Below are 19,901 nucleotides of genomic sequence, written 5' to 3'. Positions count from 1 at the left end.
GACCTCAGGCTTTTGGGGTATAGAAAGGGTTGCTGATGTGGTCGACCACATCCGCCAGTTGCGCGGTTTCCGGCTTGCCGGTCAGCGCGGCACGGATCGCCGTGCGGCAAGCGTTGTAGTTGTTCAGGTACACCGCATCCAGGTCATCGCAAGCCGGGTTGACCCAGTTGGCGGTGACGATGGCCCACTCGTCTTCGGCTTCCGGCGGCAAGGTGCCGTCGAGCAGCGCTTCGAGCACAGCCTTGGCGATACCGGCTTGCGAGGCGCCCCAGGTGGCGTTGCCGTGCAGGTCGCTGCTGATGGCGGCCTTGTTCACATAGAGGGTCATCGGCTTGACCGGGATGTTCGGCTGCGCAATCACCATGAACGGGCAATGGCCCTGGCTTGGCGATGCCAGGCTGTTGGCGAAGGCCTGGCCGGCCGGGCCGTTGCGCGGGCCGATCAGGATATTGATGTGCGCGGCGTTCACGCCTGGGCCTTCGAAACCTTCACCGATGTACAAGTCGAGTTGTTTCATGAGTCGCTCTCTTCAGGGATTTTGGTTGATCAGAAGTGCACGCGGACGTTTCGGGTCGCGTGGCAAATGTCGGGGTTCGAAGAGCGCAAGACGTGGCGGTGAGGATGAGTCATGGGTGCAAACGCTCTTTTTTGTAGTTGATGAGCTGTGTTTGCGATTTTTTAACACTGGGGGTTTGCGGGGCTGTAACCATTAAAAGTCATGAGGGCATGACTTCAAGTCATACCCCCTAAAGCCTGGTGAAAAACCTGTGGAGCGGGCTTGTTCGCGAAGGCGGTGTCACATTCAACATCTATGTTGACTGACCTGGCGCTTTCGCGAGCAAGCTCGCTCCTACAGGGGGAGTGTGGGTGTCAGTGGTTATTGCGACGGGGCGGCTTTTTTCATGGCGTCTTTGGACATGGCGTCTTTTTTCATCGCGTCTTTCGACATGCTGTCTTTCTTCATGGTGTCCTTGGACATGGCGTCCTTTTTCATCGTGTCTTTGTGCATGGCGTCTTTGGACATCGAGTCTTTGGACATCGAGTCCTTGCTCATGCTGTCGTTGCTCATGGTGTCGGCGGCAAAGACGCTGGCGGCACCTACGGCGAGGCACATGGACAGCACAACGGTGGTCAGCTTTTTCATGACGAAACTCCTTGAAGCACAGGTTACGAATGAGCGCAGCGGTGGCTGCGCCGGGAAGTTAACAAGCATCGTCAGCTACCGCCGAACCAGTTGTAGCCCTGGTCTTCCCAGTAGCCGCCGCTGTAGGTGTTGCTGACGAAAATCGCCTGAATGTGTTTAGGATTCTTGTAGCCAAGCTTGGTGGGCATGCGCAGTTTCATCGGGAAGCCGTACTCGCGAGGCAACACCGCGCCGTCGTAGGTCAGTGTCAGCAGGGTTTGCGCATGCAGTGCGGTGGCCATGTCGATGCTGGTGTAGTAGTCGTCGGCGCACTTGAAACCGACATATTTGGCATCGGTGTCGGCGCCGACCCGTTTCAGGAAGTCGCTGAACCGCACACCGCCCCAGCGCCCGATTGCGCTCCAGCCTTCAACGCAAATGTGCCGGGTGATCTGCTCGGTCTGGGCCATGGCGCGCAACTCTTCAAGCCGCCAGGTGCGCTTGTCCGCCACCCGGCCGGTGACTTCTAGTCGATAACTCGCTTCCTCCACCGTCGGCGCCTCGTCGATGCCGTAGAAAGCATTGAAGGGAAACGGCCGGGTGATCATCGATGCGGGATAGGTTGGCGCCAACGCGTTGGGGTTGAACAACCAGCCTTGCACCCGATCGTTGAACCGGGACATGGAGGACAGCGCGGTCTCGACGCTTTCGTTGTCAGTGAGGTTGCAACCGGACAACATCGCCACGCCGCCGAGGGTCAGGCCCCGCATCAGGAAAGCGCGACGAGAACGGTCCTCGATCTGCGGAGCAATGATTTTCCTGGCGTCGGTCAGGATGGATGATTCGTCCAGCCCAGAGCCTTCGATGCGCTTTTTCATACCGGCTCCTTGCGACCGACAATCATCGCCAATAATGTTTTGGGCACCAGCGCGACCATCACCAGATGCACCGCGACGAACGCCACCAACAGCGACATCGCGATGAAGTGCACGTGCCGCGCCCCTTCGTAGCCGCCCAGCAGTTCGCGCAATAACGGGAACTGCACGGACTTCCACAGCACCAGCCCGGAAATCACCAACAGCGTGGTGTCGACCATCACGAACAGGTACGCCAGCCGTTGCACCTGGTTGTAATGACTCAGATCGGCATGCCCCAACCGCCCTCTCAACGCTGCACCCAGGTCATGCAGAACACCTGAGGGCGAAACCGGGAAGAAGCGCCGTTTCAGACGACCACTGAAGAGGTTGATGAGCAGGTAGACGAGGCCGTTGGCGGCCAGAAACCACATCGCCGCGAAATGCCATTGCAGCGCGCCGCCAAGCCAGCCACCCAGCGTGATCGACGTGGGAAAGCTGAAGTCGTACAGGGGCGAAGCGTTGTAGATGCGCCAACCGCTGGTCACCATGACCAGCACCGCCAGGGCGTTCAGCCAATGGGTCAACCGTAGCCAGCGAGGATGGCTGGGCCTGGGTGAAGCAACTGACGTCGACATGTCTGGCTCCCGGTTGTTGTTCGTTGGAGCCGAGTATGGGGGCCGGTAGATCGCCAAATCCTCACGTAAAGTTAAATTAATCGTGATAACTACCGCCCATTAACCGGTGGGAGCGGGCTTGCTCGCGAAGGCGGTGTGTCAGGCGCCCTCAATGTTGAATGTAATGGCCTCTTCGCGAGCAAGCCCGCTCCCACAGGGGTTTTGTGTGGCCCGTTCGTGGCGCAATTGTGGTTAAAATGCCGCCCCTTCAAATTGCCGACGCTGCCCGATGAACTCAGACGCCCTCTCCACCCTCAACGCCCATTTGCTGACGGCCCTGGCAACGGCCCCCGCAGAAACCCGTCGGCTGTTCCACGGTCGTGGCCGGTGCTGGCCGGGGCTGGAACAATTGACGGTCGACTGGCTGCAGGGCGTGGTGCTGGTGTCGCTGTTCAAAGAGCCTGAGCCCTCGCAGCTGGACGATTTGAAAGCGCTGCTGATGGCAATCACTCAATCGCCGCAGTGGGCACAATCCGGCGCCCATACGCTATTGCTGCAACACCGCTACCTGCTGCAAAGCACCACCGAATGGTTGCTGGGGGACGAGATCGACGAACTGACGATCACCGAGGGCGGCCTGAAGTATCGGGTGGACCTGGGCCGCAAACAGAACACCGGCCTGTTCCTCGACATGCGCTACGGGCGCGACTGGGTGCGGGCCAATGCCGAGGGTAAACGGGTGCTGAACCTGTTCGCCTACACGTGCGGATTCTCGGTGGCGGCCATCGAGGGTGGCGCGACGCACGTGGTCAACCTCGACATGTCCAGCCCGGCCCTGAGCCGTGGCCGCGACAACCACCGCCTCAACGGCCACGACCTGGGCAGAGTCACGTTTCTTGGCCACGACCTGTTCAAATCCTGGGGCAAGGTGATCGGCAAAGGCCCTTATGACCTGGTGATCATCGACCCGCCGTCGTTTCAGAAAGGCAGCTTTCTATTGACCAAGGACTACCAGCGCGTGTTGCGCCGCCTGCCGGAACTGCTCAGCCCGCAGGGCACGGTGCTGGCCTGCATGAACGACCCGGCGTTCGGTTCGGACTTCCTCATCGACGGCGTCACCCGCGAAGCGCCGAGCCTGCGGTTTGAACAACGGCTGGAGAATCCACCGGAGTTTCCGGACGCCGATGCGGAGGCCGGGTTGAAGGCGTTGGTGTTCAAGCTCGGGGATTGAGTTCCGCTTTCCGTGGGAGCGAGCCTGCTCGCGAAGGCGTCGTGTCAGCCGACATCAATATTGAATGTGCCGACCTCTTCGCGAGCAGGCTCGCTCCCACAGGAGACTTTCAGTGCTCCCCCCGGTCAACGCGGCTGCAACACCAGCGCAAACAATTCACCGTGCCCATTCACGTTGAGCTTGTGATAGAGGTTGCGTCGATGCACCTTCACCGTCTCCGGGGAAATGCCCATGTGCTGGGCGATGGCTTTGCTGGAGAAGCCCTGCAGAATCAGCCGCGCCGTTTCGATTTCCCGGACCGACAGGCGCGCATCGAAGCGATCCAACAGGGTCGCCAGGTCACCGGCCACCGCCTCGGCGACCGACCCTTCCGGCGGCTGCAATTGCAGGTGTCGGCGCATCGCCGCCAGTACCCAGTCGCGCACGCAGAGCAGGCGGCCCTGCTCTTCAAGGGTGAAGCGCGTCGAGCGACCGAGGGACAGACCAAGCACGGCGCCATCGAGGTTGATCATGAACTGCAACTCGTCACCACCAACCACGGTGCGGAAGTAGCTCAGGTAATACTCGCTTTGCTGGAACTGGTCGGGCGCCACCGATTCGAGGCTGTGCAGGCCGTCGCCAATGCCGGCGCAAGCCGCCTGATAAAACGGATCGAGCAGGTACATGCCGGCACTGTAGTCGGCCAGTTCTTCATGCTCGTCACCGCTGCCCTGAGTGTCGAAATCGATCAGCAGGCGCGGCACTCGCCCCGGCCGCATCACCGCGACCAACGCGTTGTCCAGCGGCACCAGCAACCGCAAGGTGTCCACCAGCGCACGCCAGAAACCGTCCTGGCCCACCGCGGCAAATACCCGCGCCAGCCCGTGGTGCACCGGTAACTCTTTCAACAACGCGTCCACGCACTACCCCTTTCGAGTAACCCATGATGGGAATGGGTGAATCCAGCCCCGGTCGATACGCTGCAAGCACCTGTTCATCACCGGCCTGCAGCAGGCCAGGAGTGCCGCATCATGAGTCGTCACCGCTCGTATTTCAATCTGGGGATGGGCGCCTGTCTGGCGGTCTCGCTGTCGGCGGTTGCCGCTGATGGCCCGACTGTGCACGTTTACAACTGGTATGACTACATCGGCCCCAACACCCTGCATGACTTCAAGCGTGACACCGGTATCCAGCCGGTCTACGACACCTTCGACAGCGCCGAAGTCCTGGAAGGAAAACTGCTGACCAGCCGCAGCGGCTATGACGTGGTGGTGGCCAGTAACTTCAGCCTGCCGACCTTGATCAAGGCCGGCGCCCTCGCACCGCTGAATCACGCCGAGATGCCTGATTTCAAAAACATGGACAAGGACTTGCTGGCGAAACTGGCCAACAACGATCCCGGCAACCAGTACGCCGTGCCGTATCTGTGGGGCACCAACGGCATCGGCTACAACGTCGACAAGGTTCGCGCCGCGCTGGGCGACAAGGCGCCGGTGGATTCCTGGGACCTGGTGTTCAACGAAGAGAACCTGGCCAAGCTCGGCCAGTGCGGCGTGGCCATGCTCGACTCGCCGTCGGAAATGCTGCCGGTCGCCTTGCACTACTTGGGCCTGCCGCCGAACAGCACCAACCCCGAGGACTACAAAAAGGCCGAAGCGCTGCTGCTGAAACTGCGCCCGCACATCGCCTACTTCAACTCGTCGAAGTTCATCAGCGACCTGTCCAACGGCAACATCTGCGTCGCGGTGGGCTGGTCCGGCGCCATGCTGGAAGCCAAGGCCACCGCCGAGCAGGCCGGCAATGGCGTGAAGATCGCCTACAGCTTGCCGAAGGAAGGCGCGCCGGTGTGGTTCGACACGTTGGTGTTGCTCAAGGACGCTCCGCATCCGCAACAAGGTCTGGCCTTCATCGACTACCTGATGCGCGCCGATGTCATCGCCCCGGTCAGTAACCACCTCAACTACCCCAACGGCAATCGTAATGCCACAGCGCTGGTGGCCGAGGCGACTCGCAACAACCCAGCCGTTTACCCATCGGCCGAGGCCCTTGCCACCTTGTTCACCCTGCAGCCATTGCCGCCCGCCACCGAACGTGTGCGGACGCGGATCTGGAGCAAGGTCAAAAACGGCCAGTAAACCCTGTGGGAGCGGGCTTGCCCGCGATGAGGCCATCAAATCCAACTTTGATGTCGTCTGACATACCGCTATCGCGGGCAAGCCCGCTCCCACAGGTTCTGCGCCCAACCAGCCCGATTTTTTTTGCCAGGAATTGAAGATGAGAAAATCTATGAAACCACGTGCCCGTGACCTGAACATTCAGTTCGGCCAACTGCAACCCGGCCCGCTCAACGCCATCACCGATGTGCCTGGCGTACGCGTCGGCCACAGCAATGTGCGAGGCCGCACCGCCAACGGACGCGACATCCTCACCGGCGTCACCGTGATCGAGCCGCGTGCCGGTTCAACCAGCCTGCAACCGTGTTTTGCCGGCGTCCATGTGCTCAACGGCAACGGCGATGCGACCGGCCTTGAGTGGGTTCGCGAGGCCGGCCTGTTGACCAGCCCGATCGCCTTCACCAACACCCATAGCCTGGGCGTGGTGCGCGATGCGCTGATCGTACTGGACCGTGAGCAGCAGCCGGACGACGGGCGACTCTACTGGAACATGCCCGTGGTGCTGGAAACCTTCGACGGCCTGCTCAACGACATCAACGGCTTCCACGTGAAGGTCGAGCATGTGGCTGAAGCCTTGCGCACAGCGGTGGGTGGCCCGGTCACTGAAGGATGCGTCGGCGGTGGCAGCGGCATGATCTGCCATGAATTCAAGGGCGGCATCGGCACCGCTTCGCGACGGCTGAACAGCGCTCAGGGCGGCTGGACCGTCGGCGCCATCGTTCAGGCCAACCACGGCATCCGCAACGAATTGCGTGTCGATGGCTACCCCGTCGGGCGCTACATGGAACAGGCTGACTCGCCGTTCCTCAAGGCTTCGCTGCCGCATCCGGGCATGGGTTCGATCGTGGTCTGCCTGGCCACCGATGCGCCGTTGTTGCCGCATCAGTGCACGCGTCTGGCCCAACGCGCCAGCCTCGGACTTGCCCGTACCGGCGGCGGCAATGAAGACCACAGCGGCGACATTTTCATTGCCTTTGCGACCGGCAATGATGTGCCACCCGCCGCTTATGAAAGCAAGAAGGCGCCGACAACCGCCAACCTGAGCATGGTCAACAACGACCACATCAGCGAGTTGTTCCTCGCCGCGACCGAAGCCGTGGAGGAAGCGATCATCAATGCCTTGCTGGCTTCCGATACCGCCGAGGGTAATGGCCATGCGGTGCCGGGACTGGATGCCGACACGCTGCTCAAAGCCCTGCGTAACGCCGGCTGGCGGGGGGATTCGACTAGCGGTACTTGAGCGCAAAACCCCACGTTTCTACGATAGAACTGCGCAGCCGCTTGTTTGCTCAAGCCGTTGCGTAAGTGGTGAGTGCACTGAACCCCTACCAAGCTCACCACTTGCTTCATGTGCATCTTGAGCCTCAAGGGCTCTACTTCCTCCCCATCAAAGAGCGTTGAGGCTCTTTTTTAACTGTACGAAACCCAGACAAGAAAAAGCCCGGCATTTGACCGGGCTTTGAACATTCTAAAACCCACAACAACTCCCCTGTGGGAGCGAGCCTGCTCGCGAAGCGGTGGGTCAGGCGCCATCAATGTTGGATGTGATGACCTCATCGCGAGCAGGCTCGCTTCCACAGTTAATCGAGATGGCCCAGACGTTTGCGGACAAACTCATTGGCCTTGTAAGTCATCTGATCCAGATGCCGGTCACGCTGTTTCTCCGCATCGAGCATCGCCCGCTTGCCGTGTTTTTGCAGCAGGTAGGTATGAATCTGCCGCACCTCCAGCGAACTGTAGATCGACGCCACGTCGAGCAAGGCCCGCAAGCCATCGGTGCCGTGATCACGGGTGTTCATCAGCACCTGCGTGCCGCGCACGCCCAGCACCTGAAAGCCCATCGACTCAAAATACGGCACCTTGGCCACGGCACAGGTCAGCTCGGCATGCGGATAGCGGCCGACCATCTCCCGCAGCATCCGCCGGGCAATCCCCTGGCGCCGATGCCCGGCCTGCACGGCCATGTACGCCACGGCGCAGGCGTCGGGGTCGTCCTTGACGGGCAGGTACAGCAAAAAGCCGAGGACCTTTTCCGGGTCGTCATCGTCAGTCGCAACGAGCAATTCCACGGCAAGCCCTTTCGCCCCGTTCAACGCCTCCAGATAGAGGTGAACTTCGTAGCCGATCGCGTACTGGTACACGTTGTACAACAGGTTGCTCGGCGGGATAGCGACCAGGCTGATGTCGGTCAGGTAGTCGACCACCATCTGCAGGATCTGGCTATTGATGTGCTCGGGGCACGGGGTTTTGAAATGGGTGATCTGGGGCATTGCGGGGGCTGACTCCGGGGGGGCGGTGGCCGCCTATCATAGCGCGCCTGACCGAATGACTGGCGTTGATGGTGATGTTGGGGAAAACAGTCAACCATTGTGCTGGATGTACCGACCTCATCGCGGGCAAGCCCGCTCCCACAGTTTTTTTGTCGTTCACACAGTTTGCGCAGCACCAGAGATCCTGTGGGAGCGGGCTTGCCCGCGAAGGCGTCAGGCGCAGCACCACCCAGCAGCGCTCATACCCCAGTTACCAGTCGTAACTCATCTCAACCGAAGCCACCCGCTCCTGCCCGTAGTAGCAGCCGAACGAATAGTTGCAGTCCGACACGTATTCGCGGTCGAAGACGTTCTGCACGTTCAGGCGCGTCTGCAAACCCCGCAGGCTGGGGTCGAGTTTGCCCATGTCATAGCGGAGGGTGGTGTCGTAGACAACATAGGATGGCACGTCGAACGAGTTGGCCGCATCACCCGGTTTGCGCCCGGTGTAGCGCGCTCCGGCGCCGAAGGTCAGGCCATTGAGGCTGGCTTGGGTGAAGTGGTAATCCACCCATAACGCAGCGGATACCGGCGACTGTGCTTCGTTGCGGTTGCCCTGATTGCCCCACGTGTCCTTGGTGTAGAACGAGTCCATGTAGCTGGCCGCCGCCAACACGTCGACGTTGTCGATGCTGGATTTGACTTCCAGTTCGACGCCACGGGAACGCACCTCGCCGCTCTGCGCCATGTACTCCGGGTAGTCGTCGTCGCCCGTCAGCACGTTCTTCTGTTTGACCTGATACACCGACGCGGTGATCAGCGTTTTGTCGAACGGCTGGTACTTCACGCCCACTTCATATTGTTCGCCCTTGGTCGGTTCGAAGGCCTTGCCGCCGCGCTCGGGGGCGGCGGTGCCCAGGGTCGGCAGGAACGATTCGGAGTAGCTGACGTAGGGCGCCAGGCCAAAATCCGTGACGTAGGTCAGGCCCACACGACCGGTGAACTGATTGTCGCGCTTGGCTTCGTGGGTCGACGCCAGCAAGTCCTTGTTGTCGAGCTCCGCCCAGTCCTGACGACCGCCGATGGTCAGGATCCACTTGTCCAGTTTGATCTGGTCCTGCAGGTACACGCCGGTCTGGCGCAGGGTGTTGTCCCATTTGGTGGTCAGCTCAGGCGTCACGCTGCTTGTGTCGTAGTTGTTCTTGCCGTAGAGGTCGACCGGCAGCACGTTGTTGGCGTTGTAGCCGTCGTACTTGCGGGTGAAATGGCGATAGTCGACGCCCGCCAGGGTCGTGTGTTCCAGCGCCCCGGTGTTGAACTTGTATTCCAGGTTGTTATCGAGGGTGTAAGCGATGTTGTGCTGGCGCCAGTCGACCTTGGCGCGGTTGGCGCGGGTGAAATCGGTCACGCCGTCCGAATCGGTGACGAAGCTGCGCAGGTAGAAGCCCTTGTATTGATCGCGCACGTCAGTGTAGCGCGCGGTGGAGCGGTACTTCAGGTCGTCGGTGAGGTTATGGCTGAAGTCATAACCGAAGACGTACTGGTCGCGCCGGTAGTCGTTGAAGTGGGTGTCACCCGAGAAGAAGTGCCGGTTGATTCGCTCGCCGTTGGGGCCTCGCTCAAGCGAACCGATCCTCGGCAGCGATTGATAATCCGGCAGCCCGTCATCACGCTGAATCTGCGCCAGCAAGGTCAAGGCGGTGTCTTCAGTCGGTGCCCAGGTCAGGCTCGGCGCCAACAGCATGCGTTCGCTGTTGTTGTGGTCGACTTGTTCGTTGCCCTTGTTGGCGACGCCGACGAGGCGATAGCTGAACTGTTTCTGATCGTCGATCGGGCCGCTGGTGTCGAAGGCGCCGTTGACCCGGTTGTAGCTGCCCGCGCCCAGTTTGATCTGGTTTTGCTGTTCGCTGGTCGGGCGTTTGGAGACCATGTTGATCAGGCCGCCCGGCTGGTTCTGCCCGTAGAGCACCGACGACGGGCCTTTGAGCACTTCGATGCGCTCCAGCGTGTACGGGTCGATTTGCGGCGCACCGCCCAAGCTACCGGCGTAAGGAATGTAGGCACCGTCCAGGTACAACGGCGTGGGGGCGAAACCACGGCTGGTGATTTCGTCGGCAATCGAGTTGCGGTCGGTGAAACCGCCGGTGTTCACCCCTGGCGTGTAGCGCAGGGCTTGGGTCAGGTTGCGGGCGCCCTGCACTTCTACCTGATGCGCGGTCACCACGTTGATGGTCTGCGGCACTTCGAGGATCGGCGTGTCGGTCTTGGTGGCGGTGGCGCTGCGGGTGGCCACATAACCGTCGACCGGTCCGTAGGCCGACTCGATGGCCTGGCCCGAGATGCTGGTTGCGCCGAGTTGCAGCGCCGCGCCGGAATCCACGACCGGCAACAGTGAATAGCTGCCATTGTCGTGACGCACCGCCTGCAATTTGCTGCCGGCGAGCAACTGGCGCAAACCGGCATCGACCGTGTAGCGGCCACGCAACCCCGGCGACTTCTGACCGCCGGCATGCACCGGATCGAAAGACACCGTCACACCGGCGGTGGACGCGAATTGAGTCAAGGCCTGGCCCAGCGAACCGGCCGGGATATCGAATTGCGTTTCGACATCGGTCTGCGCCCAGGCCGGCTGTGCCACGACCGCCATCCCCAGCGGGACGATCAGCGCCATACCAAGCAGTGCGGCGTGTACCGCACGGTTCAAGGGGCTGGCTGAAGGTTTGTTGGAAGGTTTGCGGATGTGGGGAGTGCGAGGGGTCATGCAGTTTCCTATCGCCCGGTGGCAGTGGATGGCGGCGTCGATTGCGCCTCTACCTACAAAGTCGAATGAGAATCTGAATCAACAACCCCCCAACAGAATTTTTTTCGGATAAACACTCAAACCGGCTCCACGCTGGCCCAATAGCGGCTGAAACGCCGAATGCGCACCGGCAAGGTCGAGGTCAGATTGTCGAGGACGGTGTCGGTATTGCCGAGGTGGAAAGCACCGGAAATGCGCAATGCCGCAATGGCCGGATCACACCCCAGATGACCGGGACGGTAACGCTGCAATTCTTCGATGAAATCGCTGAGGCGCCAGTCATTGACCACCAGCATGTCGCGGGTCCAGGCATCGGCCTGAGGGTTGGCTCGCTGCACCGGATCAATCTGATTCTGGCGAAAGCTCAGTTGCTGACCGGCGTCGACACGCACCGCAGAACCCTGCAGGTGGGCGGAGCGCACCTCCACCGCATGCTCCTGCACGCTGACGTGCGTGCGCCCCGCCTCGCTGCGCACGATAAAGCGGGTCCCCAACGCACGAATGCTGCCTTCGGCGGTGTGCACAACGAATGGCCGGGCCAGATCGTCGCGCGCGGTTTCAATCAGGATTTCGCCCCGGAGCAAGCGTATTTCGCGCAGGTTTGTGCTGTAGCGAATGTCCACCGCCGTGGCCGTGTTCAGTTGCAATTGGCTGCCGTCATTCAGGCTCACGCGGCGGCGTTCGCCAGTGCCGGTACGCTGGTCGGCTATCAATGTCGGCAGTGGCGTAGTGTTCCAGGCCAACGTGCCCGCCGCGCCCGACGCCAACAGAATCGACAAGACCTTGAGCACATCACGCCGTTTGGCGCGGGCGCTGGCCAGTGTCGGCCGAGCGATGCCGGGGGCGACCTGACCGAATGTGTCCTGCAAGCGCGCAAGGCGTTCCCAGGCTTGCTGATGGCGCGGATCGCGTTCCAGCCAGCGCCGATGCGCTTCACGGGTGGCCTCGTCCGGCACCTCGCCACGCAGGTCGACATACCAGCGAGCGGCGGCCTCAAGGGTCGCGTGGTCCAGGGACTGCGAACGGGCCACGGCTCAGTCCTCGAGCAACAGCAGACAGTGCGTCAGGGCGCGCACGGCGTGCTTCTTGACCGTGGTCACCGACACGTTCAACCGACGGCCGATCTCGACGTAGCTCAGGCCATCGAGTTGCGCCATGAGGAAAATCTCACGGGTCCGACTACCCAAGCCATCGAGCAGCCTGTCGATTTCCATCAGGGTTTCGATGACCAGCGTGCGGGTTTCGGGGGAGAACGCCACCGGCTCCGGAATTGCCGCGAGGGTTTCCAGGTAGGCCTGTTCCAGGGCCTTACGGCGGAACATGTCGATCATCAAGCTGCGCGCCACGGTGCTCAGGTAGGCACGCGGCTCGCGCAGTTCCGGGGCTTTGCGCTGGGTCAGCACGCGGATGAAGGTGTCCTGCGCCAGGTCCGCCGCATTGTCGACACAGCCCAGTCGCTTGCGCAGCCAGCCACAGAGCCAGCTGTGATGGTCCTCGTAAAGCGTATGCACAGCGCGTTGCAGCGAGAGGTCGACGGAGGACATGGGAAAAGGCCCGACACATGATTTATTTGATAATGACTCTCATTTTCTTCCAAGCCGATACATTTTGGCAAGACCACCCGCGTTTGGTGAAAGCAACCCAATGAAATCAAGGCGTTTTCCCCGTTAATGAGGAATATCCCCCACCGCCGACCGCATCGCTTCTGAAACAATCTGAAACAACTTATTAATAAGCCTGAGCTTTTTTTTTTGGCTTTCGCCCTTGGCTCGCCTGTTGCAACGGCCCCCACACCGCAGTTGTCGTCCCCACGCCGGGGATGGCGGGTTTCGCCAATCTGGCATGACGCAAGGGGAAACCAAATGAAAAGCGCAACACCCATGTTCAGTTGCTTACGGGGTTCAAGTGTGGCTTCGGTGATGCTGATCACTGCCAGCTTGGGCACCGTCAGCGCGGCCCCCTTGGACGATGTAAGCCAGCCACCACCGACGGACCCCTCGGCCTATTACAACCCGCCCGCCGATCCCATAGCAGCCGCCGCTGCGCTGGAAGCCTTGAAAACCATGCCGGAGACCAACCAGGGCTCATTGGCCCTGCCCAACGGCGCGTACGGCGACCGCAATACACCGCGTGCGGATAACGTGTTGCCGCCTGCCGCGCAGACCTCGTTCAACTTCCCCACCAATGGCAAACCCAGCCCGTTGTTCGGGGCCGAACCGTTCAGCCAGCAGCTGCTGCTGTTCGAGGAATTCGGCACGGAAAAACTCGACCCGACGATCCCGGCGCCGCCCCTGACCTTCCCCGTTCCCACCGTTGGCCCGGCACCGCAGCAGGACCCGAACATCGTCGCCCGCAGCGGTCCCGCCAGTGCGGCGCTGGACGCCTTTATGCGTCAGCCGGGGCTGTACCCATTTCCGGCGCAGTTCTCCAATGTGCTGGACCGCAACCCCTGGAAGGCGCAAATCGAAACCTTCCTCAACCGCCAACCGGTGGGTTCGCCGGCCGAGGGGCGGCCACCGGGAAAAGGCTGGTCGCACCAGCGCTGGAACGAGTTCTATCCGCAGGTCGATTTCAAGACGGTGCAAGCCGGTGCCCGGACCAACCTGGGTATGCGTGACCGCAAGCAATTGCACAACTACGCCGTCGGCGAGTTCGGCCCCGGCGGGCTCTACTACCAGACCTCCGACATTCCCGAAACGACGGGCACGACCAAGGGCATCGACGTGCGCTTCCATTCGAAAATGCCGGTGCAGAATCACAACTCGCTGTGGACCTTCGACGGCACCGTGCCGCCCAAATTGCTCATGGTCCGCTACGGCCAACCGCTACTGATGCGTCACTACAATGCCCTGCCGATCGATCCCGCGGCCAACGCCGGATTTGGCCTGCACACCATCAGCACCCACGAACACAACGGTCACTCCCCGGCCGAAAGCGACGGCTATGCCAACGCGTTCTTCTTTCCGGGGCAGTACTACGACTATCGCTGGCCGGTGCAACTGGCCGGTTACGACACCATCAACACCACGGCGCAGGACCCGCGCGCGGCGTTCCCTTGCGCACCCGGTGAAAAACTGTTCGTCAACGACGCCAGTCCCGGTCTCAAGACCTGTGAAAACGGCACCATCAAGATTCGTGGCGACTGGCGCGAAACCATGAGCACCCACTGGTTCCACGACCACATGCTCGATTTCACCGCGCAGAACGTCTACAAGGGCAACGCGGTGATGATGAACTACTACAGCGCCCTGGATCGCGGCAACGAAGCGATTGAAGATGGCGTCAACCTGCGCCTGCCCAGTGGCTCGGCATTGCCTTGGGGCAACCGCGACTACGACGTCAACCTGGTCGTGGCGGACAAGGCCTGGGATCAGAACGGCCAGTTGTGGTTCAACCCGTTCAACACCGATGGCTTTCTGGGCGACCAGATCCTGGTCAACTGGCAGTACCAACCGCGCCTGAAAGTGCGCGCGCGCAGCTATCGTTTCCGCATTCTCAACGGCTCGGTGTCGCGCTACTTCAAGATTGCCGTGGTGCGTGAAATCGCCGGCAACGGCGGCGAGTTTCCCGGGCCGTCGGGGTCCGGGGTGTCCTACGCCAGGGTGCCGTTCCACATGATCGGCAACGACGGCAACCTCATGGAACACGCCATACCCTTCGATGGCAGCATGGACCTGGACGGCGATGGCGACCGGCAAAACCACAATGCGATCCTGCCGACCCAAGGCATCGCCGAACGCTTCGACATCATCATCAACTTCGCGAAAAACGGGATCAAGACCGGCGACAAACTGTACTTCGTCAACCTGATGGAACACAAAACCGGCAAGGGTCCGGAGAAGAACGGCCTGAGCCTGGCCGACGTGTTGTCCGGGAAGTACAAAGCGGTGATCAAGCAGGGCAGCAAAGGACCGGAATGGGACAAGGGCGACCCGGTGGTGGGCAAATTCCTGCAACTGGTGGTGCAGCCCTATTCCGGCCAGGACGTGAGCATGGACCCGGTGGCCTACGAACCGGCCAAACCGGGTAAACCGGCCGGCAAGATCATGATCCCGCTGACCCTCAATCGCGACAGTCCCACCGACCAGGCCAAGATCAAACTGGCACGGCATCGCGAGTTCATTTTTGGCCGTTCCGATGGCACCGACGAAGCACCGTGGACCGTCAAGACTGACGGCGGTTTTGGCTACAGCATGGATGCCCGGCGGATCAGCGCGGCGCCGCAACTGGCCAACGGCCCGACCGATGGCGGCTTCAGCGGCGACGGCACGCTGGAAGTGTGGAAAATCAAGAATGGCGGCAACGGCTGGAACCACCCGGTGCACGTGCATTTCGAGGAAGGCATCATCCTCAGCCGCGACGGCAAGGCGCCGCCGGAATGGGAAAAAGGCGCACGCAAGGACGTGTATCGCATCGGCGAAGGCATCGACAGTTCGGTGGATGTCGAAATGGCCATCCACTTCCGCGAGTTTGCCGGGACTTACATGGAGCACTGCCACAACACCCAGCACGAGGACTCGTCGATGTTACTGCGTTGGGATATCGAGCATCCGGGGCAGTTCCAGATGATGCCAACGCCCCTGCCCGGCTGGGACGGTGTCACCTACGTGAACTCCGCCGCCCTGCCCACCTTCCGCACCCCAGGCGACGGTGACAACGGCGATGATGACGATCAGGAGGGTACGAACAAAAAACCCGTGGCCAACCCCGACAGTGCCGCCAGCAACAACGGCCAACCGGTGACCATCAACGTGCTGGCCAACGACACCGACCCAGACGGCAACCTGCCGCTCAAAGTGGTCGGCCTCAGCCAGCCGGATTCCGGCATGGGCACGGTCAGCACCGACGGCGTGCGCGTGATCTACACGCCACCGGCCACTGTCACCGCACCGTTCACCGCGACCTTCACCTATCAGGCGAGTGACGCCAAGGACGCGGTCTCTCCACCGGCAACGGTGTCGGTGGCCGTCGCGGGCGCAGCGGTCAACGAAGAGCTGGTGGTCACCAGTGCTTCGGTCACGGTCCGCAGCAATAACCGCTACACCTGGGACCTGGCCGGGACCACGTCGCGCGGCACCGGCAACACGCTGACGGTCACCGCGACGACCACGGCAGGGCCGCTCAGCCTGGGTAATGCGACCCTCACCCCGACCGGCAGCGGCGCTCGCTGGAGAGTGTCGGTCACCACCACCGGCGCCGGGCCGACACCGAACCCGACCGTCACCCTCAGTTCGACCTTCGGTAAGACGGTGACGGCGCCGATCGCCGTGCACTGACGCCACTTCGAATGACGCCCGGTCCATGTAATGTGGACCGGGCGTTGTTTGTTTTCCACCATCAAAACATCGCAACGCCCTGTAGCAGCTGTCAGAAGGAAATCTTGACCTCGACCCACAAGCCCGTTGGGTGATAGTCCAGCACCGCCCGGTTTTGCGCGGCGGTCGGGGTCTTCATGAACGTCGCGGTTTCCTCGGCGACGTCACTGTCGCCAATCAACACACGCTCGCTGGTTTTATCTTTCAACGCTTGATAAAGGTCGGGGTACGGCATGTTCCAGTCATTATTTTGAGCCACTTGAGTGACCACCGGGATCATCGCCACCAACCTGTTATCGGTCATTTTCTCCAGCCCCAATTGCCGCAGCGTGGCGTTGTGGCTGCAATGGTGGCCGACTTTGTACAGCGTGACGCGCGCCAGTATGTCATCGACGGACAGTGCCGCGCCCTGTGCCGGATCGGGCGTGCGCGGGTAAGTCTGATCGGCCCACGACAGCCAGTTGCCCACCTGCGCATCCCCCGGAAACAACAGCACCTGCTGGTCCGGCAGTTCGAAGGCCAGTACCAGGCTGGTGTTGTTGGTGTCGGAGTCCATTTTCAGCGCCAGCGTCTCGGCCGATGAGTACCACTCGTCATCGATTTGCCGCTGCGCTGAAGCGGGGTCGAAGTACAGCTTTTGGGTGAGCGTGTGGTCCTTCGCCGGTTGCTGTTTCACCTGGTCCAGCGGCCGTTGATGCGGGCGCGCGAAAGGCAGGTCGAGCGCCGGCACCGGCACGCCGTTGAGGTGCCCTACCTGAAGCTCGATGGCGTGGGCATCTTCCTCATTGGTCAGGTACACCTCCTTGGCCGCGCCTTGCGACGGTGTGTCCTTGCGCAAGCGTTTTTCATCTCTGGGCGGCCCCATCACGAAGGCCTTGAGACCGGCGATGCCGGTCGGCGCAACGACATCGCCCGGCTCCAGAAAACGCGTTCGCGCCGGCGTGGCTTTGTCCTTGAGCATCTGCAAGGTGCTGGCCCCGGTCGGACGAGCGCCGCCGGTGACCCCCATGAATGCACTCAGGTCCAACACGGTCTTGATGTGTAAATTCTGTTCCTTCAAGGCGGCCATTTTCGGCTGACCGGCCAGCGCCGACAGCGCCTGTTTGGCCTTGTCGAAATGCTGGTGCAACGCAACGGCCTGGGGGTCGGTAGGGTTTTCCGTCCAGGCCAACCAGAACTCACGGATCTCGAACTGGTTTTTGAACGCTTCCTGCTCGTACAGGAACCCTGACAGGTGATCGTGATGTTCATGCGTGACGACCAGCAGGTCCAACTTGCCGCCGGTGGTGGCAAGAAGGTCGCCGACTATCTCTTTCATCCGGTCCCTGGCTTTCGCGACGCCCTGCAATACGCCGCAGTCGATCAGGATGTGCTTGACCTCGGCATTCTCCAGCTGATGGCGCAGCAAGAAACAGTCGCCGAGAATGCCCCGGTACATGCGCACCGATACCGTGCCGGCTGATGGACGGGTGGTCATGGCGTCAGACTCCACGGTGGGTCATGGCGAACGGATTATCTTCGGCGCAGGCGCCTCGGTAAGTCAGTGCCAGACTGTCAGTGCCGGTCTCGAGGAACTGCCGCTGGCAAGCCAGTCTTGCTCCGTCATCGATGCGCTTGCGAATGACGTAGCGGACCTTGCCATCGCGCAGATCGATGATCAGCGTCGCGCCGCCGCGAAACAGGAAGTCGCTGGTCAGCGGTGGCGTGCTGCTCGCCAGGTCCTGCTGATCCTGCACATTCTGCTTTGCAGGGTCCAAGAATCCCTGGCGCTTTTGCGTCACTTCAATCACTAACTGGCGCAGGTCCTGCCCGTCGGGCCCGGCTCGACGGCAGGTCCGCACCGAGTGCACCTCGACCGCCGGCTGGGTGGCGTTAAATCGGGGAAACAGGCTGCCGGCGATGTACCGCTCAGTTCGCTCGGTATTGAAAACCACGCCCAGCGCATCGGCCCAACCCGGTGTCGAATCGCAAACCTTCATCATCCAGTACCAGACAATCTTGCGATTGCGCTCGGCCTGGCGAAAACCCTTGTGTCGCTGGTATTGCGGGGTGATGTCGAGCGCGTGCGTGTCTTTGGGCGCGTTCAACAGGTCTTTGACCTCGAGGTCGACGTCAGCGGTTTCCCACAGCAGGCTGTCGGGGGCCAATGACAGGCAGTTCTCGGGCAATATTCCACGACGCCGGAACGCCTGAATCATCGCCAGGCGATATTGCATCGGGTCGTCCGGAATCAGATCGGTGTCGGCGGTGATGATGCCCCGCAAGAATTCACCGAACCGCACATCCACCGGCGGCAAGTAGTCCAGCGCGCGGATGCACATGCGCAGAACGTGATCCGCCGACTTGATGGCTTCACGGGTCAAGCGCTGCACCAGTTCCGGTGGCAGGCGAGTGCTCGCCTTGCCGCCGCTATCGGCGAGGCGCAACAGATCGGACGAGCGTTGTTCATAGATGCTGACAAACGCGTCGAACACTGCCGCGACCAGAATGGCACCGCGCTGGTGGGGCTCGCGCACCTTCGCCAGCAGGGATGGATCAGGCAACTGCTGGCTGTCCTTGTCGTCGATGGCTTCGCGCAACGCCGCGTAACGCCCCGTCGCTTCGCCGAACTGCCGCGCCAGGCCGCTCAGCCAGGAACGCTGGTTGAGGTTGCCGCCATTGGCGGCCACGTACTTGGACACGGCCTCGGGCAAGGTGAAATGCATCATCAGCGCCACGATGTCGGCAAAAGCCTCATGAAACGCCAGGCTGTCGGCACTGGTCGCTTCGCTGTAGCGACGGTGCAGTCCATCAAGAATGGCGTGGGTGGTTTCGTGGGCGATGATGTCGTGGGACAGCGCGGTGAACACCCAACTGCCCGGCAGATTGGCCCCGGGATCGGTGATCGAGGCCTTGAAGTAACCGAACATCAAGGCCTTCTTTTCCTTGCTGTAATAGGCATTGGCCTCGCGCAGCGCATGCGGGTAGATGCGCAGTTTGCGCACTTCCTGATACGACGAGGTTTTCTCGTCCCAGCGCGGGCACCAATACACTTTTCGCCCGAGTGCGCGCTCGAACAGCTTGACGGTTTTCATCGCCACGGCGAACACCATCTGCTGGTGGAAACGCGGATCACCTTCGGACGGCGTCAGCCCGTCCTGCGCCAACAGATGCCGGTCGTTAAGATCCACCGGGTCGTAAAACTGGCCGCTGCTGGGGTCGATATCGATGACTTCAAAGTACTCGTTGACCGGACCCGGCTGCACCTTCGCTTCCCAGCGCTCTTCCCAGGGAATCTGAATGGTCGCGTGGCTGATGCGGGCGGTCTCCAACTGCGTAGACGCCTGCGGGTCAAACGCATAAACCCGAAGCCTGCGCATCGGTGGCGGTGGATAGCTGTTCATCGACCCGGCCTTCCGCATTTTTTTAGAATCAGCAGAAGCATAGATGACTTATCGGCGCCTAACCCCGAGGTGCCGTTTCGGTGACCGGCCGACGGTCATCAGGCTATCTTCTGCGGGAACCTGAGCTGAAAACGGACCTCACCTTGATGCAAAGCCTGCTCCCACATTTGATTGGG

General features: G+C 61.4%; 15 protein-coding genes. 4 read left to right on the top strand and 11 right to left on the bottom strand.

Annotated features, from left to right (window positions below; all coding sequences use genetic code 11):
• Positions 1 to 4 precede the first annotated feature (4 nt).
• From fae to ACA057_RS11440, 4 genes are all read right to left on the bottom strand, one after another.
• Complete coding sequence (gene fae, locus ACA057_RS11455) at positions 5 to 517, bottom strand: formaldehyde-activating enzyme (RefSeq protein WP_497348372.1); 513 nt, start codon at positions 515 to 517, stop codon at positions 5 to 7.
• Between the two features lie 360 nt (positions 518 to 877).
• Positions 878 to 1,144, bottom strand: coding sequence for a pentapeptide MXKDX repeat protein (locus ACA057_RS11450; RefSeq protein WP_497348370.1), 267 nt, complete (start codon positions 1,142 to 1,144; stop codon positions 878 to 880).
• Positions 1,145 to 1,215: 71 nt separating this feature from the next.
• Positions 1,216 to 2,001, bottom strand: a complete 786-nt coding sequence (locus tag ACA057_RS11445) for a molybdopterin-dependent oxidoreductase (RefSeq protein WP_497348368.1) — start codon at positions 1,999 to 2,001, stop codon at positions 1,216 to 1,218.
• The gene (locus ACA057_RS11440; protein ID WP_497348366.1) at positions 1,998 to 2,615 is read right to left on the bottom strand and encodes a cytochrome b/b6 domain-containing protein; all 618 of its coding nucleotides are present in this window, start codon (positions 2,613 to 2,615) and stop codon (positions 1,998 to 2,000) included. The genes ACA057_RS11445 and ACA057_RS11440 overlap by 4 nt, the downstream gene beginning before the upstream one ends.
• Before the next feature lie 268 nt (positions 2,616 to 2,883).
• Between ACA057_RS11440 and ACA057_RS11435 the strand changes: the two genes are divergently transcribed.
• A complete protein-coding gene (locus ACA057_RS11435) occupies positions 2,884 to 3,825 on the top strand; it encodes a class I SAM-dependent methyltransferase (protein WP_497348364.1) in 942 nt (313 codons plus the stop codon).
• A gap of 125 nt (positions 3,826 to 3,950) precedes the next feature.
• On the opposite strand, the gene ACA057_RS11430 is transcribed toward ACA057_RS11435, so the two are convergent.
• A complete protein-coding gene (locus ACA057_RS11430) occupies positions 3,951 to 4,724 on the bottom strand; it encodes a helix-turn-helix transcriptional regulator (protein ID WP_497348362.1) in 774 nt (257 codons plus the stop codon).
• Positions 4,725 to 4,835: 111 nt separating this feature from the next.
• On the opposite strand from ACA057_RS11430, the gene ACA057_RS11425 reads away from it, so the two are divergent.
• Together ACA057_RS11425 and ACA057_RS11420 are read left to right on the top strand one after the other, a co-directional pair.
• The gene (locus ACA057_RS11425) at positions 4,836 to 5,939 is read left to right on the top strand and encodes a polyamine ABC transporter substrate-binding protein (RefSeq protein WP_497348360.1); all 1,104 of its coding nucleotides are present in this window, start codon (positions 4,836 to 4,838) and stop codon (positions 5,937 to 5,939) included.
• Positions 5,940 to 6,090: 151 nt separating this feature from the next.
• Complete coding sequence (locus tag ACA057_RS11420) at positions 6,091 to 7,218, top strand: DmpA family aminopeptidase (RefSeq protein ID WP_497348358.1); 1,128 nt, start codon at positions 6,091 to 6,093, stop codon at positions 7,216 to 7,218.
• 340 nt (positions 7,219 to 7,558) lie between these two features.
• Here ACA057_RS11420 and ACA057_RS11415 read toward each other — a convergent pair whose 3' ends face one another.
• The 4 genes from ACA057_RS11415 to ACA057_RS11400 form a co-directional block, all read right to left on the bottom strand.
• On the bottom strand, positions 7,559 to 8,248 hold the full coding sequence (locus ACA057_RS11415; protein WP_497348356.1) for a GNAT family N-acetyltransferase: 690 nt from the start codon (positions 8,246 to 8,248) through the stop codon (positions 7,559 to 7,561).
• A gap of 250 nt (positions 8,249 to 8,498) precedes the next feature.
• Positions 8,499 to 10,988, bottom strand: a complete 2,490-nt coding sequence (locus tag ACA057_RS11410) for a TonB-dependent siderophore receptor (RefSeq protein WP_497348354.1) — start codon at positions 10,986 to 10,988, stop codon at positions 8,499 to 8,501.
• Positions 10,989 to 11,104: 116 nt separating this feature from the next.
• On the bottom strand, positions 11,105 to 12,058 hold the full coding sequence (locus ACA057_RS11405; protein ID WP_497348352.1) for a FecR domain-containing protein: 954 nt from the start codon (positions 12,056 to 12,058) through the stop codon (positions 11,105 to 11,107).
• A 3-nt stretch (positions 12,059 to 12,061) separates the two neighbouring features.
• Positions 12,062 to 12,571, bottom strand: coding sequence for a sigma-70 family RNA polymerase sigma factor (locus ACA057_RS11400; RefSeq protein ID WP_497348350.1), 510 nt, complete (start codon positions 12,569 to 12,571; stop codon positions 12,062 to 12,064).
• Between the two features lie 318 nt (positions 12,572 to 12,889).
• Between ACA057_RS11400 and ACA057_RS11395 the strand changes: the two genes are divergently transcribed.
• Positions 12,890 to 16,303: an Ig-like domain-containing protein gene (locus ACA057_RS11395; RefSeq protein WP_497348348.1), complete on the top strand. Its 3,414-nt coding sequence runs from the start codon at positions 12,890 to 12,892 to the stop codon at positions 16,301 to 16,303.
• A 91-nt stretch (positions 16,304 to 16,394) separates the two neighbouring features.
• Here the strand turns inward: ACA057_RS11395 and ACA057_RS11390 are convergent, their stop codons facing one another.
• Positions 16,395 to 17,819, bottom strand: a complete 1,425-nt coding sequence (locus tag ACA057_RS11390; RefSeq protein WP_497348346.1) for an MBL fold metallo-hydrolase — start codon at positions 17,817 to 17,819, stop codon at positions 16,395 to 16,397.
• Positions 17,820 to 17,823: 4 nt separating this feature from the next.
• Entirely contained in the window at positions 17,824 to 19,725 is a 1,902-nt protein-coding gene (locus ACA057_RS11385; protein WP_497348344.1) for a hypothetical protein, read from the bottom strand.
• Positions 19,726 to 19,901: the final 176 nt, after the last annotated feature.

This window comes from Pseudomonas sp. LBUM1661, from assembly GCF_059695925.1.
The sequence above is the reverse complement of the archived record's forward strand: the minus strand, read 5'-3'. Positions and strand labels throughout refer to the sequence as shown.

Coding starts and splice junctions, on each gene's coding strand:
- fae (WP_497348372.1), bottom strand. CDS start 517: ATGAAACAACTCGACTTGTACATCGGTGAAGGTTTCGAAGGCCCAGGC.
- ACA057_RS11450 (WP_497348370.1), bottom strand. CDS start 1,144: ATGAAAAAGCTGACCACCGTTGTGCTGTCCATGTGCCTCGCCGTAGGT.
- ACA057_RS11445 (WP_497348368.1), bottom strand. CDS start 2,001: ATGAAAAAGCGCATCGAAGGCTCTGGGCTGGACGAATCATCCATCCTG.
- ACA057_RS11440 (WP_497348366.1), bottom strand. CDS start 2,615: ATGTCGACGTCAGTTGCTTCACCCAGGCCCAGCCATCCTCGCTGGCTA.
- ACA057_RS11435 (WP_497348364.1), top strand. CDS start 2,884: ATGAACTCAGACGCCCTCTCCACCCTCAACGCCCATTTGCTGACGGCC.
- ACA057_RS11425 (WP_497348360.1), top strand. CDS start 4,836: ATGAGTCGTCACCGCTCGTATTTCAATCTGGGGATGGGCGCCTGTCTG.
- ACA057_RS11420 (WP_497348358.1), top strand. CDS start 6,091: ATGAAACCACGTGCCCGTGACCTGAACATTCAGTTCGGCCAACTGCAA.
- ACA057_RS11415 (WP_497348356.1), bottom strand. CDS start 8,248: ATGCCCCAGATCACCCATTTCAAAACCCCGTGCCCCGAGCACATCAAT.
- ACA057_RS11410 (WP_497348354.1), bottom strand. CDS start 10,988: ATGACCCCTCGCACTCCCCACATCCGCAAACCTTCCAACAAACCTTCA.
- ACA057_RS11400 (WP_497348350.1), bottom strand. CDS start 12,571: ATGTCCTCCGTCGACCTCTCGCTGCAACGCGCTGTGCATACGCTTTAC.
- ACA057_RS11395 (WP_497348348.1), top strand. CDS start 12,890: ATGAAAAGCGCAACACCCATGTTCAGTTGCTTACGGGGTTCAAGTGTG.
- ACA057_RS11390 (WP_497348346.1), bottom strand. CDS start 17,819: ATGACCACCCGTCCATCAGCCGGCACGGTATCGGTGCGCATGTACCGG.
- ACA057_RS11385 (WP_497348344.1), bottom strand. CDS start 19,725: ATGAACAGCTATCCACCGCCACCGATGCGCAGGCTTCGGGTTTATGCG.